Origin of the sequence: Streptomyces sp. TLI_146, assembly GCF_002846415.1 — a bacterium.
In the GTDB taxonomy this organism is placed as follows: Bacteria; Actinomycetota; Actinomycetes; order Streptomycetales; family Streptomycetaceae; genus Streptomyces.
This window is the reverse complement of record NZ_PJMX01000001.1, coordinates 5,401,725-5,419,399: the sequence shown is the minus strand read 5'-3', so window position 1 is coordinate 5,419,399 and position 17,675 is coordinate 5,401,725. Positions and strand designations below refer to the sequence as shown.

The window sequence follows — 17,675 nt, the reverse complement described above, 5'->3', positions numbered from 1 at the left end:
ACCACGCTCACTGGGGAGTGACCACCTTGTAGTTCTTGGGCACCTGCGCGTCCGGGCGGCGCAGATACAGCGGCAGCGGCGCCAGGAACTCCTCGCCCGCCGCGAGCCTCTCCGCGGCCAGCGCGGCCAGCGCCGCCGCCGACTGGTGCTCGGGGCCGCGCGCGTCCGGGAACACCTCGGGGTAGAGCAGCGCGCCCGCGCCGACCACCGGCAGCCCGGCGACCTGCTCGGCGATGTCGGCGGGCCGGTCCACGGACGGCTCGCTCACCCGGGTGCGGAAGTCGTCGTAGCGGGCCCAGTAGACCTCTTTGCGGCGCGCGTCGGTGGCGACGACGAACGGCTCCTCGATGCCGGAGGCGTAGGCCAGGCCGTCGAGCGTGCACAGGCCGTGGACGGGCACCCCGAGTACCGAGCCGAAGGTCGCGGCCGTCACCAGACCGACGCGCAGTCCCGTGTACGGGCCGGGGCCGACCCCGACGACCAGGCCGGTGACGGCGTCGAGCGTGCGCCCGGCGTCCCCGAGCACCTGGTGGACGGCGGGCAGCAGCAGTTCCCCGTGGCGCCGGGCGTCCACCCGGCTGGTCTCGGCGACGACGTCCGTGCCGTCGTGCAGGGCGACGGTCACGGCGGGGGTGGCGGTATCAACGGCGAGCAAGAGCACGCGAACAGCCTACGGCCACGGCGCCGGGGGCACGGCGTCCCGCCCCCGCCGCCCCCGGCTGCTACCGTCAGCCGCAGATATGACCGCAGGCTTGTACACATCCGTATGCCTGTACGTACGAAAGGGGCGAGCCAGGTGGCAAGGAGCAGCTCGGGATTTGTGGCCGGGCTCACCGCGGCCGCGCTCGCGGTGGTCGGCTTCCTCGCCTATCAGGCGTCGGCGAACTCCCCGTCGAAGGCCGATCTGGCCGCGCCGGGCACCACCGTCTCGCCCGCGCCGAGCTCCTCGTCGGCGGTGCCCCCCAAGGGCAAGGTGCCGTCGAAGAACGTGACGGCGCTGCCGGAGAACTCCGGCGTCGGCCCGCGCGTCGTGTACTCGCTGAGCGCCAAGCGCGTCTGGCTGGTCGGCACCAAGACGCTCAAGGGCCTGCCGCCCAAGACCTTCGAGGTCATGCCGTCGACGGTCAGCCCCAGGCCCGGCAACTACGCGGTGACCTCGCGGGCCGCGTCCGTGCCCGGCTCGGACGGGGTGCAGATCGAGCACGTCGTACGGTTCGCCACCGTCGACTCGGTCACGATCGGCTTCAGCGCGGCGGTCAACGGCAAGGTGGCCAGCCCCGACCCGAGCAAGCGCACCGGCGGCATCCGGATGAAGCGCGAGGACGGCAACGCGCTGTGGACGTTCGCCACGATCGGCTCGAAGATCGTCGTGGTGCAGTAGAGCGCACGCTCACCTACCGCGAGAAACACCCGAACGAGTGATACGGGTCAGGCGGCGTCGCGCCGTGGGCCGCTCTCCTCGGCCGACGCCTCCGGCTCCGCCGCGTCCTGCTCCGCCCGCTTCGGCGGGGTCGAGACGGCGTTCGCCGCCGCGCAGGAGGCCAGCAGATCGCTCATGGACACACCCTGCGTACGCCGCGGCTGCGCTTCGCGCTCCGACACGGTCATGGCGGCCTCCCGGCTCCTGGAGAAGGCGTGGTTAGGTAGACCTAACCAGGTCTCTCCTACCATGTGACCACGCCCGGCGGGACCCGCGCAACATTTTGCCGACGGCTTGTCGGAACGTACGTGTCCCACGCGCCCCGCCCCGCGCCAGGCGGCTACAGGCCGTCGATCCCGGCGCCCGCCCATCGCGTACCCAGACCGTTCACGGTCACCACCCGGCGGTCGTCGTCCGTCTCGCCGACCACCCGGTCGATGACCACGTGCAGCCGGTCGTCGGAGAGGTCTTCCACCTTGCCGTCGCCCCACTCCACGACCACCACGGACTCCGGCAGCGAGACGTCGAGGTCGAGGTCCTCCATCTCGTCCAGACCGCCGCCGAGCCGGTACGCGTCCACGTGCACCAGGGCCGGGCCGCCGGTCAGGGACGGGTGGACCCGGGCGATCACGAAGGTGGGGGAGGTCACCGCGCCGCGCACCCCGAGGCCCTCGCCGAGGCCGCGCGCCAGTGTCGTCTTGCCCGCGCCGAGCTCGCCGGTGAGCAGGACGAGGTCGCCCGGGCGGAGCAGTTTGGCGATCTTGCGGCCCAACTCCTGCATCTCGGCCGGGGAGTCGAGCGTGAGCCTGGTGGTGGCGTCAGTGGCCTGGCTGTGCGGTGCTTCCATACGAGCCAACGTTAGTCGCCTCCGGCACCGCGCCGACCCGCACCAGCAGGTCCGCCAGGCGGTCGGTGACCGTCTCCGGGTGCTCCAGCATCACCAGGTGCCCGCCGTCGGGCACGATGACCAGCTCGGCGTCGGGCAGCAGGTCCGCGATGGACTCGCTGTGCGAGCTGGGCGTGACCAGGTCGCGGTCGCCGGCCAGGACCAGCGCGGGCACCTCGGCGAAGATCTGGAGCGCCGCCTCCTTGTCGTGGTCGTCGAAGGCCGGGTAGAACTCGGCGACCACGTCGATCGGCGTCCCCTCGATCATCCGCTCGGCGAACCGGGCCACCGCCGGGTCCACGTCCTTCGAGGAGAACGAGTAGCGCTTGATCATCCCGGCGAAGAGGTCGGCCGTGGCCCGCCGCCCCCGCTCCACCAGCTCCGCCTGCGAGCCCAGCGCCTTCAGCACGCCGGGCAGGATGCGGCGCACCGCGTTGACCCCCGCCACCGGCAGCCCGTAGCTGACCTCGCCGAGCCGGCCCGAGGACGTACCGACGAAGGCGACGCCGACGACCCGGTCGCGGATCAGCTCCGGGTACTGGTCGGCCAGCGCCATCACCGTCATCCCGCCCATCGAGTGCCCCACCAGCACCAGCGGCCCCTCGGGGGCGGCCGCGTCCAGGACCGCCTTGAGGTCGCGGCCCAGCTGGTCGATGGTGACCGGCCTGCCCTGCGTCTGCGCCTCGCCGCGCGCCGAGCGGCCGTGGCTGCGCTGGTCCCAGTGGACGGTCCGCACGACCCCGCGCAGGGCGGCCCGCTGGAAGTGCCAGGCGTCCTGGCTCAGACAGAAGCCGTGCGAGAAGACGACGGTGACGGGCGCGGGCGCCTTGCGGCCGAACAGCCGCCGCTTGCGCGCCCCGTTGACCTGGGCGGACGGCTCGGCCTCGTCGATCTCGTAGTAGAGCTCGGTGCCGTCGTCGGCGTACGCGCGCCCCGGCGTGCCGCGCAGCGCGCCGTACGGCCCCGCCGCGTCCAGCGCGAGCCGGGCCTTCTTGCGCATACCGCGCCCGACGGTGAGCCGCTCGACCGCGACCCCGGCGGCGGCTCCCGCCGCGACCACGCCTATCGCGGCCCCGGCCAGACCCGCCCGGCGCCAGCTGCCCGCGGCCGCCCGCGCCACGTCCCCCGTGCTGGTCTCGCTCACCGTGCCGCTCCTCGTGGTCCGCGGGTTCAGCTGTCGGAATTCTCGTCGAGCTCGTGGAGATGGACGCGCGGCACCCGCGAACCGATCCGGGTGACGATCTCGTACGCGATGGTGTCCGCGGCCTCGGCCCAGTCCTGGGCGCTCGGCTCGCCCCGGTCGCCCGGCCCGAACAGGATCGCCTCCGCGCCCTCCTCGACCGTGTCCCCGTCGAGGTCGACGACGAACTGGTCCATGGCGACCCGGCCCGCCACCGTCCGCACCCGGCCCCCCACGAGCACGGGCCCGCGCCCGGAGGCGTGCCGCGGGATGCCGTCGGCGTAGCCGAGCGGGACGAGCGCGAGGGTCGTCTCGCGCGGGGTGACGTAGTGGTGCCCATAGCTGACGCCGTGGCCCGCCGGGACCTGCTTGGCCAGCGCCACGGACGCGGCGAGCGTCATCACCGGCCGCAGCCCGAAGTCGCCCGGGACGCCGAGCTCGGGCGACGGGGAGATCCCGTACATGGCGATCCCGGGCCGTACGAGGTCGAAGTGCGTCTCGGGGAGGGTGAGGGTGGCCGGGGAGTTGGCCATGTGCCGCACCTCCGGCTCGACGCCCTCCTTCTCGGCGTACGCGACCATCTCGCGGAAGAGGGCGAGCTGGGGGGCGATGGAGGGGTGGCCGGGCTCGTCGGCGCAGGCGAAGTGCGACCACAGGCCGGTGACGCGGACCTCGGGGGCGGCGAGGGCGGCCTGGACGAGCGCGGGCCAGTCGGCGGGCTGGCACCCGTTGCGCCCGAGCCCGGTGTCGGCCTTGAGCTGGATGCGGGCGACGCGCCCGGCGGCCCGAGCGCCCTCGATGACCTCTTCCAGGGCCCACATCCCGCTGACCGACACATCGATGTCGGCCTCGACGGCCTCGCGCCAGGGCCCGCCCGGCGTCCAGAGCCAGCAGAGCATCCGCCCGCCGATCCCGGCCGCGCGCAGCGCCAGGGCCTCGTCCGGGGTGGCGGTGCCGACCCAGGTGGCGCCCGCCTCGATCGCGGCCCGGGCGCACGGCACGGCGCCGTGCCCGTACGCGTCCGCCTTCACCACGGCCATGAGCTGCGCGCCGGGGGTACGGGCGCGCAGCGCACGGACGTTGGCGCGCAGGGCGGCCAGATCGATCTCGGCGCGCGCTCGCGTGTGCACTGTCTGAGTCATCGCGGTCATCGCGCCAAGTCTCTCAGAGCTGCGCCCCCAGCTCAGGCGCCGGGCCTGCGCCCCCAGATGTGGACCGGGTCACCCTTGGCGAGCGCGCCCCACAGCCGCTTGGCGTCCGAGTAGGTCAGATTGACGCATCCGCGCGATCCGACGGTGGAGTAGATGTTGTCGTAGATGGCGTGGAAGGCCTGTCCGCCGCTGAAGAACTGGGCGTACGGCATGGGCGCGTTGTAGATGGTCGACCAGTGGTTCTTGTGCCGCCAGTAGACGGGGTAGGTGCCGGTACGGGTGGCGAACCCGGGCCGTCCGCTCCGAATGGCGACCGGCCCGAAAGTCACCTTTGTCTGCTTCTGCACCCACATGATCTGCCGGTCGAGGTCGACGCAGGCGATCCGGGTCCGGCGGACGGGGCAGTGGCCGGCGGCGTTGGGGTTGGCCCGGGCGGCGAGCAGCCGCATGGTGCCCCAGGTGGCGGGCCCGGCGAAGCCGCTGTTCGGGCGGATGCCGTGGTCGGTCTGGAAGCGGCGGATGGCGGCGCAGTCGGCGGCGGACTGCTTCCCGTCGGCCGGCAGCTTCAGCCACCGCTCCACCTGCCGCTGGTACGGCCCCGCCTGCCGGCTGCACGCGGCGACGCCGACCTCGTTGCCGGGCACGTACTCGACCAGCCGCTCCACGCCGGCCGCGGGCGCCGCGGGCTCGACGGCCTCCTCTGCGGCGGTGGGCTCGTACACGAGTGGCGGCAGCACCTGGTCAGGCGTGTCCATGAGATACACGACCTGCCCCGGCGCCCGCGGCTCCCCCGGGACGAGGGCGTCGACGGGGGCGGGGCTGTCGGGGGCGGGATCCGGGGCGGGGTCCGGGGCGACGGGTCCTGGGGCGGGGCCCGGGCCCGGGTGCGGGGGGACGGGGTAGGCGGCGCCGCAGAGGGTGAGGCAGGTGGCGAGGGCAGCGAGGTGGAGGGTGAGGCGTTTAGGGAGGGGGATGTGGGGGGTGCGGGGGGTTTGGGGGGTGTGGGGGCGTCGTTCGGTCATGGGGTCAGCGAAGCGGTGGGGGGTGGGGTGTGGGGGGTGCCGCGCGGGTGGCGGGGGTTTGTTTCCCCCACCCCGCCCCTTCCCGAAACTCTCCGAGGGCTGTCGTACGGCCGCGGACCGTGGTGGGCTGGTCGCGCAGTTCCCCGCGCCCCTGAAGGTGCCGCTGCGCGGCAATCCCCTGGGCGCCCCGCAGGGGCGCATTTAAGGGGCGCGGGGCTGTGACATTTGCGGCTCCGCCGCGCGGGCGCGAGTAACAGGGATCGCCCCGAAGGGGCGCACTTAGGGGCGCGGGGAACTGCGCGATCAGCCCACCACTCAGCCGCAGACGAACACCGGGCCCCCGAAGGGTCACGCGTACACGTCTCGCCACGCGTTCGCCAAGGACGACGCGACCGACGACGCCGTCAGCGGCGCCCCGTTCGCGGCGTGGCGGGCCGACAGGCCGTGGAGGTACGCCGCGACCGAGCCCGCGTCCCGGGCCGTCAGACCGGCCGCGAGCAGGGAGCCCGCCAGGCCGGACAGGACATCGCCGCTGCCCGCCGTGGCGAGCCAGGGCGTACCCGTCGGGTTGACCCGGACGGGGGCGCGCCCGCCCGGATCGGCGACGAGTGTGGTCGACCCCTTGAGCAGGACGGTCGCGCCGTACCGGTCCGCCAGCTCCCGTACGGAGCGGAGCCGCGCGGCCTCCACCTCCGCCCGCCCCACCCCGAGCAGCGCCGCCGCCTCCCCGGCATGCGGGGTGAGCAGGGTCGGCGCGGTCCGGGCCCGTACGACCGACGGGTCCAGGCCCCGCAGCCCGTCCGCGTCGACCAGCACCGGAACGTCCGCCGCGAGGACCTCTTCGACCCCGGGGGCGTCCCCCAGGCCCGGGCCGACGACCCAGGCCTGGACGCGGCCCGCCTTGGCCGGGGGGCCCGCCGAGACCAGCGTCTCGGGGAAGCGGGCGATGACGTCGTCGGCGGCGTGCCCGACGTACCGGACCGCCCCCGCCCCGCCGTGCAGCGCGCCCGCCACCGCGAGCACGGCCGCGCCGGGGTAGCGCGCGGACCCGGCGACGATGCCGACGACCCCGCGCCGGTACTTGTCGCTCTCCCCCGCCGGCACCGGCAGCAGCTGCGCCACGTCGGCGTGCTGCAACGCCTCGCAGTCCGGCACGGACGGGAGGTGCGGTTCGAGGCCGATGTCGACGAGTCGGACGGCGCCGGTGTACGCGTGCGCCGGGTCGACGAGCAGGCCCGGCTTGTACGCGCCGAAGGTGACGGTCGCGTCGGCGTGCAGCGCCTCCCCGAGGACCTCCCCGCTGTCCGCCTCGATCCCGCTGGGGAGGTCGACGGCGACGACGAGGGCGTTCGAGCCGCGCGCCGCACGGGCCACGGGGACGGCGTCGGGGCGCAGCCCGCCGTGGCCGCCGATGCCGGTGATGCCGTCGAGGACGAGGTCGGCGGCGGCGAGCACGTCGTACGGGTCGTCGGCCACCCGGCCGCCCGCGCGCAGGAACGCGGCGAGGCTGGCGGGGTGGGCGCGGTCGGGGGCGAGCAGTACGGCGCTGACGCCCGCGCCGCGCCGGGCCAGCCGCGCCCCCGCGTACAGCGCGTCGCCCCCGTTGTCGCCGCTGCCCGCGAGCACGACGACGCGGGCGCCGTACACCCGGCCGAGCATGCCCGCGGTGGCGGCGGCCAGGCCGGCGGCGGCGCGCTGCATGAGCGCGCCGTCGGGCAGCCGCGCGATCAGCTCCCGCTCGGCGGCACGGACGGTCTCGACGCGATAGGCGATACGCATGGGGTCCACCCTTCCGAATCCCGCGCATCCGTGCCACCCCGCCCCGCCCGGCCTTTGTCTGCGGGTGGTGCGTGGTTGCTCGCGCAGTTCCCCGCGCCCCTTAGATGCGCCCCTGCGGGGCGCCCAGGGGATTGCCGCGCAGCGGCATCTTTAGGGGCGCGGGGAACTGCGCGACCAGTTGGGGACGGCCCGCAGAAGAACACGGGCCCCGGGGCGCGGCCCCAAAAAACGGGCCCCGGGGACACAGCCCCCGGGAGCCCCCCAACCCCCCGGAGGGCCCGTCACCCCTCCGCGATCACCACCGCGGACGCCACCCCCGCATCATGGCTGAGCGAAACATGCCACCCCCGAACCCCCAACGCCTCCGCCCGCGCGGCCACACTCCCCCGCACCCGCAGCCGCGGCTGCCCGCTCTCCTCCACGTACACCTCCGCGTCCGTCCAGTGCAGACCCGCCGGCGCGCCCAGGGCCTTCGCCAGGGCCTCCTTCGCCGCGAAGCGGACCGCGAGGGACGCCGTGCCCCGGCGCTCGCCGCTCGGCAGCAGCAACTCCTGCTCCACGAAGAGGCGTTGGAGCAGCCCGGGCGTCCGCTCCAGGGACTCCCCGAAGCGCTGGACCTCGGCCACGTCGATACCCACCCCGATGATCATTCGACGGTGACCGACTTCGCCAGATTGCGCGGCTGGTCGACCTCGTTGCCCCGCGCCGTGGCCAGCTCGCAGGCGAAGACCTGGAGCGGGACCGTGGCGACCAGGGGCTGGAGCAGCGTCGGCGTGGCGGGGATGCGGATCAGATGGTCCGCGTACGGCACCACCGCCTCGTCCCCGACCTCCGCGATCACGATCGTCCGCGCCCCCCGCGCCCTGATCTCCTGGATGTTGGAGACGATCTTGTCGTGGAGCACCGAGCGGCCGCGCGGCGACGGGACCACGACCACCACCGGCAGGTCCTGCTCGATCAGCGCGATCGGGCCGTGTTTCAGCTCCCCCGCCGCGAACCCCTCCGCATGCATATACGCCAGCTCCTTGAGCTTCAGCGCGCCCTCAAGGGCCACCGGATAGCCCACGTGGCGGCCCAGGAACAGCACCGTGTTCTTCTCCGCCAGCGACCGCGCCAGCTCCCGCACCGGCTCCATCGTCTCCAGGACCTGGTCGACGTCCCGAGCGATCGACGCCAGGTCCCGGATCACCGCCCGGATCTCGTCGCCCCACTTCGTCCCGCGCACCTGGCCCAGATACAGCGCGACGAGGTAGCAGGCCACCAGCTGGGTCAGGAACGCCTTGGTCGAGGCGACCGCGACCTCCGGGCCCGCGTGCGTGTACAGCACCGCGTCCGACTCGCGGGGAATCGTCGAGCCGTTGGTGTTGCAGATCGCCAGCACCTTCGCGCCCTGCTCGCGCGCGTGCCGCAGCGCCATCAGGGTGTCCATGGTCTCGCCGGACTGCGAGATCGCGATCACCAGCGTGCGCCGGTCGAGGATCGGGTCCCGGTAGCGGAACTCGCTGGCGAGCTCCGTCTCGCAGGGGATCCGCGTCCAGTGCTCGATCGCCAGCTTGGCGATCATGCCCGCGTGGTACGCCGTACCGCAGGCGACGATCACCACCTTGTCGACCTCGCGCAGCACCGAGACCGGGATGCGGACCTCGTCGAGCGTCAGCGACCCCGCGCCGTCGATCCGGCCGAGCAGCGTATCGGCCACGGCCTTGGGCTGCTCGGCGATCTCCTTGAGCATGAAGTAGTCATAGCCCCCCTTCTCCGCGGCCGACGCGTCCCAGTCCACGTGGTACGACCGCACCTGTGCGGGAGCCCCGTCGAAGTCGGTGACCGACACACCGTCCCGCCGCAGCTCCACGACCTGGTCCTGGCCCAGCTCGATCGCGGACCGCGTGTGGGCGATGAACGCGGCCACGTCCGAGGCGAGGAAGGACTCACCCTCTCCAACGCCCACCACCAGCGGGGAGTTCCGGCGCGCCCCGACCACCACGTCCGGCTCGTCCGCGTGCACCGCGACCAGCGTGAACGCGCCCTCCAGCCGGCGGCACACCTGCCGCATCGCCTCGGCCAGGTCCTCCGTGGAGGAGTACGCCTCGGCCAGCAGATGCGCCACGACCTCGGTGTCCGTCTCGGAGGCCAGCGCGTGCCCGCGCTCCTCCAGCTCGGCCCGCAGCGCCGCGAAGTTCTCGATGATCCCGTTGTGGACGACCGCGACCCGGCCCGCGTTGTCGAGGTGCGGATGGGCGTTGGCGTCGGTCGGCCCGCCGTGGGTGGCCCAGCGGGTGTGCCCGATGCCCGTCGAGCCGCTCGGCAGCGGCCGGTCCACCAGCGCCTTCTCCAGGTTGACGAGCTTGCCGGCCTTCTTGGCCGCGGCCAGCCCGCCGTCGGCGAGGACCGCGACCCCGGCCGAGTCGTAGCCCCGGTATTCGAGCCGCTTCAGCCCGGCGATGACAACATCGAGCGCTGACTGCGCTCCCACGTACCCGACGATTCCGCACATGGCGGCAGCCTACGACCGTACGGCCGCGAATCGGGGCCACTCCCCCGGCCCCGCCCCCGGCGGCCCGGCGCGTGACCCACCCCACCCCCCACAACCGGCCGCCACCCCCGACAATGGGCCTGTGATCACTTCGCCGCCACGAAGCGCCCAGCACCGAGCGGACTCGACCCCCTACGTCGACCTGTCCCGCAGCGAGTGGAGCGCGCTGCGCGACAAGTCGCCGCTGCCCCTGACCGCCGAGGAGCTGGAGCGGCTGCGCGGACTCGGCGACGTCATCGACCTGGACGAAGTACGGGACGTCTATCTGCCGCTGTCCCAGCTCCTCAACCTGTACGTGCAGGCCACCGCCGAGCTGCGCGGCGCCCTCAACACGTTCCTGGGCGACGCGGGCAAGAACGGGCACGGCGCGCAGCGCGGCACCCCGTTCGTCATAGGCGTCGCCGGATCGGTCGCCGTCGGCAAGTCCACGGTGGCCCGGCTGCTCCAGGCGATGCTCGCCCGCTGGCCCGAGCACCCGCGCGTGGAGCGGGTCACCACCGACGGCTTCCTGTATCCGATGGCCGAGCTCCAGCGGCGCGGCCTGATGTCGCGCAAGGGCTTCCCCGAGTCGTACGACCGGCGCGCGCTGACCCGGTTCGTCGCGGACATCAAGGCGGGCAAGGACGAGGTGACCGCGCCCGTCTACTCGCACCTGATCTACGACCGGGTCCCCGGCGAGGTGCTGACCGTGCGCCGCCCGGACATCCTCATCGTCGAGGGCCTCAACGTGCTCCAGCCCGCCCTGCCGGGCCAGGACGGCCGCACCCGGGTCGGCCTCGCCGACTACTTCGACTTCAGCGTGTACGTGGACGCCCGGACCGAGGACATCGAGACCTGGTACCTGAATCGTTTCCGCAAGCTGCGCGAGACGGCCTTCCAGGACCCGTCCTCGTACTTCCGCAAGTACACCCAGGTCTCGGAGGAGGAGGCGCTCGACTACGCGCGCACCGCCTGGCGGACCATCAACCGGCCCAACCTGGTGGAGAACGTGGCCCCCACCCGCGGCCGCGCCACCCTCGTGGTCCGCAAGGGCCCCGACCACAAGGTGCAGAAGCTCTCGCTCCGCAAGCTCTGAGAGCCTGAGAGCCCTGAGAGCTCCAAAGACTAAGACGCGAAAACGGGCCCGCCGGGGGAACTCCCCCGGCGGGCCCGCTCGTTGGGCGTACGAAGTACGCGAACGGCCTAGCCCAGCGCGGACTTCACCACGTCCGCCAGACGGCCCGCCACCGACCGCGCCTGGTCGATGTCGGCGGCCTCGACCATCACGCGCACCAGCGGCTCGGTGCCCGACGGGCGCAGCAGCACCCGGCCGGTCGTCCCCAGCTCGCGCTCGGCCTCGGTGACCGCGGAGGTCAGCTCGGCGGAGGTGGCCACCCGGGACTTGTCGACGTCCGGCACGTTGATCAGGACCTGCGGCAGGCGCTCCATGACGCCCGCGAGGTCGGCCAGGGTGCGGCCGGTCGCGGCGACGCGGGCCGCCAGCATCAGACCGGTGAGGGTGCCGTCGCCGGTGGTCGCGTGGTCGAGGATGATCACGTGGCCGGACTGCTCGCCGCCCAGCGCGTAGCCGTGCTCCTTCATCGACTCCAGGACGTACCGGTCGCCGACGCCCGTCTGGACCACCTGGAGGCCCTCGCGCTCCATGGCGAGCTTGAAGCCGAGGTTGGACATGACGGTGCCGACGACCGCGTTGCCCCGCAGGGTGCCCGCCTCGCGCATGGCCAGCGCGAGCACGGCGAGGATCTGGTCGCCGTCGACCTCGTTGCCCTGCGCGTCCACGGCCAGGCAGCGGTCCGCGTCGCCGTCGTGCGCGATGCCGAGGTCGGCGCCGTGCTCGACGACGGCGGCCTTCAGCAGGTCGAGGTGGGTCGAGCCGCAGCCGTCGTTGATGTTCAGCCCGTCCGGCTCGGCGCCGATCGTGACGATCTCGGCCCCGGCCCGCGTGAACGCCTCCGGCGAGACCCGGGCGGCAGCGCCGTGCGCCTCGTCGAGGACGACCTTCAGACCGTCGAGGCGGTTCGGCAGCACGCCGATGAGGTGGGCGACGTACTTGTCGAAGCCCTCCTCGTACGTACGGACGCGGCCCACACCGGCGCCGGTCGGCCGCTCCCACGGCTCGCCCGTGCGGTGCTGCTCGTACACGCGCTCGATCCGGTCCTCCAGCTCGTCGGCGAGCTTGTGGCCGCCGCGCGCGAAGAACTTGATGCCGTTGTCGGGCATGGCGTTGTGGCTGGCGGAGAGCATCACGCCGAGGTCCGCGCCGAGCGCGCCCGTGAGGTACGCCACGGCCGGGGTCGGCAGCACACCGACGCGCAGTACGTCGACGCCCGCGCTGGCGAGGCCCGCGACGACCGCGGCCTCCAGGAACTCCCCGGACGCGCGGGGGTCGCGCCCGACCACCGCGGTGGGCCGATGGCCCGCGAAGGTACCCGCCTCGGCCAGTACATGGGCCGCCGCGACCGACAGGCCGAGCGCGAGCTCAGCCGTCAGATCCGCATTGGCCACACCGCGTACACCGTCCGTGCCGAAGAGTCGTCCCACTGCTGTCCTCCATTGAGATCCACCAGGCGCCGCACCCGGGCGCCCACCACTGGTGTCAAAAACAACGCCGCCCCGGCAGCACGAAGAGTGCTGCCGGGGCGGACGAGAGCCGTACAGGCGGCAGGCGCGATTTAGCGCTTGCTGTACTGCGGGGCCTTGCGGGCCTTCTTGAGACCGGCCTTCTTGCGCTCGACCGCACGGTCGTCGCGGGAGAGGAAGCCGGCCTTCTTCAGCGCCGGGCGGTTGTTCTCGACGTCCGCCTCGTTCAGCGCACGGGCCACACCGAGGCGCAGGGCGCCGGCCTGGCCGGACACGCCGCCACCCGAGATGCGGGCGATGACGTCGTAGCGGTTGTCGAGCTCGAGCACCTTGAAGGGCTCGTTGACTTCCTGCTGGTGGACCTTGTTCGGGAAGTAGTCCTCGAGCGTACGCCCGTTGATCTTCCACTTGCCGGTGCCCGGGACGATCCGGACGCGGGCGATGGCGTTCTTGCGACGGCCCAGGCCGGCGGCCGGCTGGGGGTCGCCGAAGCGGGACGCCATCGACTCGGTGGTGTACTCGCCCTCGACGGGGACCTCGGACTCGAAGGTGGTGACCTCCGCGTAGGTCTCTTCGCCCTCGACGGGGGTCTCGACAGTGGTCTCGGCCACGATGCTCCTCAGATTCTTTTTCGTCTTAGGGGGTGGCCGGAACTACTGCGCGACCTGGGTGATCTCGAACGGCACCGGCTGCTGGGCAGCGTGGGGGTGCTGGTCGCCCGAGTAGACCTTCAGCTTCGAGAGCATCTGACGGCCCAGGGAGTTCTTGGGGATCATGCCCCGGATGGCCTTCTCGACGGCCTTCTCCGGGTTGTTCGCCAGCAGGTCGTCGTAGCGCACGGAGCGCAGACCGCCCGGGTAGCCGGAGTGGCGGTAGGCCAGCTTCTGCTCGCGCTTGTTGCCGGACAGGTGAACCTTGTCGGCGTTGATGATGATGACGAAGTCGCCCATGTCCATGTGGGGCGCATACACAGGCTTGTGCTTGCCCCGGAGGAGGTTGGCAGCGGTCGTCGCCAGACGGCCCAGGACGACGTCCTGCGCGTCAATTACGTGCCACTGGCGAGTGATGTCGCCGGGCTTGGGGCTGTACGTACGCACGGTCGTAGCCTTCGCTTCTTCAGTGGATGGGTCCAGACACATTGCACCCTGAAGCGATCATGCAGCTGGGACTCACAATGCCGGGAACGCTGCCCGTATGCGAGCCACTGGTAACTGCTCCAGAGAACTTACGTAATGGCCCCTCGCGTGAGAACGACGCAAGCCAATACGCATAACGAACCAGAAGAATACCCACGCTCCCCCGCGCGGGTCAAAACGACCCCCGTTCGGGGGCCCGGCCTTCGTCTGCGGACCGGTGGGGCGCCTTCCGGGGGCGCGTGGTCACCTGCGGGCCGGTGGGGGCTGGTCGCGCAGTTCCCCGCACCCCTAGGGGGTACGGGCGACGGCGAGGGCGAAGCCGAGCCCTTCAGGGGCGCGGGGAACTGCGCGACCAGCCCGCCACGGTCCGCAGACGAAAGAAGCGGGGCGCAAGGGCCGCAGGCCCCTGCAAACGGGGTCCGGGGGCGCAGCCCCCGGGAAACCCCCTACCTCGCGCGCTGAACCCGCCGCTCGTCCCACACCGGCTCCGCCGTCTCCCGGACCACCCCGTCCGACCCGAACACCAGATACCGATCGAACGAACGAGCGAACCATCGGTCGTGGGTCACCGCCAGCACCGTGCCCTCATAGGCCTCAAGGCCGTCCTGAAGCGCCTCCGCCGACTCCAGGTCCAGGTTGTCCGTCGGCTCGTCCAGGAGCAGCGCCGTGGTCCCCGCCAGCTCCAGCAGGAGGATCTGGAAGCGGGCCTGCTGCCCCCCGGAGAGCTTCTCGAAGGCCTGGTCCCCCTGGCGCTCCAGCTCGTACCGCCGCAGCACCGACATCGCCCCGCCCCGGTCCTTCGCGTGCTCCGTCCACAGGATGTCGACGAGCGTGCGCCCGAGGAGCTCGGGATGAGCGTGGGTCTGCGCGAAGTGGCCGGGCACGACCCGCGCCCCCAGCTTCCACGTACCCGTGGACGCCACCGACGGATCCCCCGCCAGCAGCCGCAGGAAGTGCGACTTCCCGGAGCCGTTCGACCCGAGGACCGCCACCCGCTCCCCGTAGAAGATCTCCAGCGAGAACGGCTTCATGAGCCCCGTGAGCTCAAGGTTCTCGCAGGTCACGGCCCGTACACCGGTACGCCCGCCGCGCAGCCGCATCGAGATCTCCTGCTCGCGCGGCGGCTCCGGCGGCGGCCCCGCCTCCTCGAACTTCTTGAAGCGGGTCTGCATCGCCCGGTACCGCGAGGCCATGTCCGGGCTGATCGCCGCCTGGTTGCGCAGCCGCAGCACCAGCGCCTTCAGCCGCGCGTGCTCCTCGTCCCAGCGCCGCTTGAGCTCCTCGAAGCGGGCGAACCGCTCCTTGCGGGCGTCGTGGTACGTGGCGAAGCCGCCGCCGTGCACCCATACGTCCGTGCCCGCCGGGCTCGGCTCCAGGCTCACGATCTTGTCGGCGGCCCGCGAGAGCAGCTCGCGGTCGTGGGAGACGAAGAGGACCGTCTTACGGGTCTCCTTCAGCTTCTCCTCCAGCCAGCGCTTGCCCGGCACGTCCAGATAGTTGTCCGGCTCGTCCAGCAGCAGCGTCTCCTCCGGGCCGCGCAGCAGCGCCTCCAGGACCAGCCGCTTCTGCTCACCGCCGGAGAGCGTGCGCACCTGCCGGAACTGCGCCTTCTCGTACGGCACGCCCAGCGCGGCCATCGTGCACATGTCCCAGACCGTCTCGGCCTCGTACCCCCGCGCCTCCGCCCAGTCGCTCAGCGCCTGCGCGTACGCCATCTGCGCGGCCTCGTCGTCGACCGTCATGATCAGGTGCTCGGCCCGGTCCACCTCGGCCGCCGCCTCCCGGATCCTCGGCTGGGCCACGGAGACCAGCAGGTCACGGACCGTACGCTCGTCCCGCACCGAGCCCACGAACTGCGGCATCACGCCGAGCCCGCCGCCCACGGTGACGGTCCCGCCGTGCGGCTGGAGCTCGCCGGAGATCATCCGCAGGAGGGTCGTCTTGCCGGCGCCGTTCGCCCCGACCAGGGCCACCACCGCACCCTCCCCCACCCGGAACGACGCGTCGCCGAGCAGGACCCGCCCGTCCGGCAGGTAGTACTCCAGGTGTGCGGCCTCTACATGTCCCATAGGCGGATTGTCGCCCACCCCGTCCGGATGACCACAACCGAATTAAGATGCGCGCCATGAGCTTTGGGCAAGGGGGACCCGCATGGGGCCCGGGGGACAGCGGCGGCACACCCGACTGGGCGGCGCTCGCCGACGAGGCCGCGGCGCGCAGCCGCAGGAAGCGCTGGCTGCTGATCGGCGGCGGGGCGCTGGCCACGGCCGCGGTGGTGGCCATCGTCGCCACCGCCATCGTGAGCACCGGTGACTCCAAGGACGGCGCCGACGGGAAGTCCGCGAGCGAGCTGCCGTCCGCGCAGACCCTGCCCAGCGGCACCGCCGAGCCGCAGCCGTCGTTCTCGTCGGTGGCGCCGCCGCCCCCGGCCAACCCGCACGACTTCATATCCAGCGCCAAGAAGGACAAGGCGCCGCTGAGCGCCGACACGCTCTTCCCCGGCAGGACGCTGAAGATGGGCGACCGCACCTACACCAAGGGCCCCACCGCCCGCACCACCGACTGCGCCGCCGCGACCCGCGGCTCGCTCGGCTCCACACTGACGTCCAACGGCTGCGACCAGGTCATCCGGGCCACCTATGTACGGGACGGCGTCGCCGTGACCATAGGCGTCGCCACCTTCGAGACCGAGGCGAAGGCGCTGCGCGCCAAGCAGCAGGCGGGCATCGGCCTCTCCCCGCTGGCGGGCGAAGGCGTCCCCGGCTTCTGCGACGGCGGCCACGCGGTCTGCCGCAACCTCGCCAACTCGCACGGCCGGTACGCGTACTTCAGCATCAGCGGCTACACCAACGGCAAGAGCGTCACCAAGGGCGACAAGAACGCCTTCGCGGCGGGCGACGACCTGGCGGAGTTCACGTTCCGTCAGATAGTCGCCCGGGGCGAGGCCCAGGCCCAGGCGGCGGCGACGGCCCCGCCTGCCTAGGCTCTCGCCCGCGGACCGTGCCGGGTTGCTCGCGCCTCCAAGGGGATGCCGCGCAGCGGCATTCAAGGGGCGCGGGGAACTGCGCGAGCAGCCACGGACAGCCCGCGGCCGAAGCTCAGCAGCAACCAGCCCCGGCATCCGCCCCCGCGGAACCCGGCAGCGTCCTCATGTTGCGCGCCTCCCGGCTCCGCGCCGCCAGCAACTCGTCGGCCGGGTAGCCGACTTCCTCCAGGGTGAGCCCGTGCGGCTTGACCACGTGCACCGACGAGTCCCGGACCGCCGCCGCCAGCACCTTGCCCGGCCACTCCACGCCCCGGTGCCCGTCACCGACGTACAGCAGCGCGCCCACCAGCGAGCGGACCATGTTGTGGCAGAAAGCGTCCGCCCGCACGGTCGCCGTGACGATGCCGTCCTCGCCGCGCACCCAGGACAGTTCCTGGAGCGTACGGATGGTGGTGGCGCCCTCGCGCTTCTTGCAGTACGCCGCGAAGTCGTGCTCGCCGAGCAGCGCGGCCGAGGCGGCGTTCATCGCCTCGACGTCCAACTCCCAGTCGTGCCACAGCACATGGCCGCGCAGCAGCGGGTCGACGCCCCCGGGGTTGTCGGTCACCCGGTACGCGTACCGGCGCCAGATCGCGGAGAAGCGCGCGTTGAAGCCGCTGGGAGCCTCCCCGACCCGCCAGATACGGACGTCGTGCGGCAGCCGCCCGGCGAGCCGCCGCAGCAGCTTCTCCCGGTGCTCGGCCCACACCTCCTCGGGCAGGTCGACATGGGCCACCTGCCCGCGCGCGTGCACACCCGCGTCGGTGCGCCCGGCGACCGTCAGGTCGTAGGTCTCGGACGACCGCGTCACCGTGCGCAGCGCGCTCTCGATCTCGCCCTGGACCGTCCGGCGGCCACTGGGCTGCTTGGCCCAGCCGGAGAAGTCCTTGCCGTCGTACGACAGGTCAAGACGCACCCGGACCCGGCCGGGCTCCACCTCATCACTCACGTAACAGATCCTCT

The 17,675-nt window shown here is 72.7% G+C and carries 17 protein-coding genes; 3 read left to right on the top strand and 14 right to left on the bottom strand.

What is annotated here, in order from left to right:
* Nucleotides 1–7: 7 nt before the first annotated feature.
* Nucleotides 8–661, bottom strand: a complete 654-nt coding sequence (gene tsaB / locus BX283_RS24365; protein ID WP_101389626.1) for a tRNA (adenosine(37)-N6)-threonylcarbamoyltransferase complex dimerization subunit type 1 TsaB — start codon at nucleotides 659–661, stop codon at nucleotides 8–10.
* Nucleotides 662–820: 159 nt separating this feature from the next.
* Here tsaB and BX283_RS24360 point away from each other — a divergent pair, with 159 nt between their 5' ends.
* Nucleotides 821–1,381, top strand: a complete 561-nt coding sequence (locus tag BX283_RS24360; RefSeq protein ID WP_257583740.1) for a hypothetical protein — start codon at nucleotides 821–823, stop codon at nucleotides 1,379–1,381.
* 47 nt (nucleotides 1,382–1,428) lie between these two features.
* Here BX283_RS24360 and BX283_RS24355 read toward each other — a convergent pair whose 3' ends face one another.
* The 8 genes from BX283_RS24355 to glmS form a co-directional block, all read right to left on the bottom strand.
* Nucleotides 1,429–1,608, bottom strand: coding sequence for a hypothetical protein (locus BX283_RS24355; RefSeq protein ID WP_101389624.1), 180 nt, complete (start codon nucleotides 1,606–1,608; stop codon nucleotides 1,429–1,431).
* Between the two features lie 152 nt (nucleotides 1,609–1,760).
* Complete coding sequence (gene tsaE / locus BX283_RS24350) at nucleotides 1,761–2,267, bottom strand: tRNA (adenosine(37)-N6)-threonylcarbamoyltransferase complex ATPase subunit type 1 TsaE (RefSeq protein ID WP_101389623.1); 507 nt, start codon at nucleotides 2,265–2,267, stop codon at nucleotides 1,761–1,763.
* The gene (locus tag BX283_RS24345; protein WP_101389622.1) at nucleotides 2,239–3,450 is read right to left on the bottom strand and encodes an alpha/beta fold hydrolase; all 1,212 of its coding nucleotides are present in this window, start codon (nucleotides 3,448–3,450) and stop codon (nucleotides 2,239–2,241) included. The genes tsaE and BX283_RS24345 overlap by 29 nt, the downstream gene beginning before the upstream one ends.
* Before the next feature lie 26 nt (nucleotides 3,451–3,476).
* Nucleotides 3,477–4,628, bottom strand: a complete 1,152-nt coding sequence (alr, locus tag BX283_RS24340) for an alanine racemase (protein ID WP_101392548.1) — start codon at nucleotides 4,626–4,628, stop codon at nucleotides 3,477–3,479.
* A 41-nt stretch (nucleotides 4,629–4,669) separates the two neighbouring features.
* Nucleotides 4,670–5,659, bottom strand: a complete 990-nt coding sequence (locus BX283_RS24335; protein ID WP_101389621.1) for a L,D-transpeptidase family protein — start codon at nucleotides 5,657–5,659, stop codon at nucleotides 4,670–4,672.
* Nucleotides 5,660–6,007: 348 nt separating this feature from the next.
* Complete coding sequence (locus BX283_RS24330; RefSeq protein ID WP_101389620.1) at nucleotides 6,008–7,438, bottom strand: NAD(P)H-hydrate dehydratase; 1,431 nt, start codon at nucleotides 7,436–7,438, stop codon at nucleotides 6,008–6,010.
* A 281-nt stretch (nucleotides 7,439–7,719) separates the two neighbouring features.
* Entirely contained in the window at nucleotides 7,720–8,088 is a 369-nt protein-coding gene (locus tag BX283_RS24325; protein ID WP_101389619.1) for a holo-ACP synthase, read from the bottom strand.
* Nucleotides 8,085–9,932: a glutamine--fructose-6-phosphate transaminase (isomerizing) gene (gene glmS, locus BX283_RS24320; RefSeq protein WP_101389618.1), complete on the bottom strand. Its 1,848-nt coding sequence runs from the start codon at nucleotides 9,930–9,932 to the stop codon at nucleotides 8,085–8,087. The genes BX283_RS24325 and glmS overlap by 4 nt, the downstream gene beginning before the upstream one ends.
* Nucleotides 9,933–10,053: 121 nt before the next feature.
* On the opposite strand from glmS, the gene coaA reads away from it, so the two are divergent.
* Nucleotides 10,054–11,046, top strand: coding sequence for a type I pantothenate kinase (coaA, locus tag BX283_RS24315; protein ID WP_101389617.1), 993 nt, complete (start codon nucleotides 10,054–10,056; stop codon nucleotides 11,044–11,046).
* 107 nt (nucleotides 11,047–11,153) lie between these two features.
* Here coaA and glmM read toward each other — a convergent pair whose 3' ends face one another.
* From glmM to BX283_RS24295, 4 genes are all read right to left on the bottom strand, one after another.
* Entirely contained in the window at nucleotides 11,154–12,512 is a 1,359-nt protein-coding gene (glmM, locus tag BX283_RS24310) for a phosphoglucosamine mutase (RefSeq protein WP_101389616.1), read from the bottom strand.
* Nucleotides 12,513–12,643: 131 nt separating this feature from the next.
* Nucleotides 12,644–13,162 carry a 30S ribosomal protein S9 gene (gene rpsI, locus BX283_RS24305; protein ID WP_067164643.1) on the bottom strand — a complete coding sequence of 173 codons (519 nt, stop codon included), beginning with the start codon at nucleotides 13,160–13,162 and terminating at the stop codon, nucleotides 12,644–12,646.
* 42 nt (nucleotides 13,163–13,204) lie between these two features.
* On the bottom strand, nucleotides 13,205–13,648 hold the full coding sequence (rplM, locus tag BX283_RS24300; RefSeq protein ID WP_101389615.1) for a 50S ribosomal protein L13: 444 nt from the start codon (nucleotides 13,646–13,648) through the stop codon (nucleotides 13,205–13,207).
* Between the two features lie 485 nt (nucleotides 13,649–14,133).
* Nucleotides 14,134–15,756, bottom strand: a complete 1,623-nt coding sequence (locus tag BX283_RS24295; protein WP_101389614.1) for an ATP-binding cassette domain-containing protein — start codon at nucleotides 15,754–15,756, stop codon at nucleotides 14,134–14,136.
* Between the two features lie 56 nt (nucleotides 15,757–15,812).
* Between BX283_RS24295 and BX283_RS24290 the strand changes: the two genes are divergently transcribed.
* Nucleotides 15,813–16,670 carry a hypothetical protein gene (locus BX283_RS24290; RefSeq protein WP_101392547.1) on the top strand — a complete coding sequence of 286 codons (858 nt, stop codon included), beginning with the start codon at nucleotides 15,813–15,815 and terminating at the stop codon, nucleotides 16,668–16,670.
* A 115-nt stretch (nucleotides 16,671–16,785) separates the two neighbouring features.
* Here the strand turns inward: BX283_RS24290 and truA are convergent, their stop codons facing one another.
* On the bottom strand, nucleotides 16,786–17,661 hold the full coding sequence (gene truA, locus BX283_RS24285; RefSeq protein ID WP_101389613.1) for a tRNA pseudouridine(38-40) synthase TruA: 876 nt from the start codon (nucleotides 17,659–17,661) through the stop codon (nucleotides 16,786–16,788).
* Nucleotides 17,662–17,675: the final 14 nt, after the last annotated feature.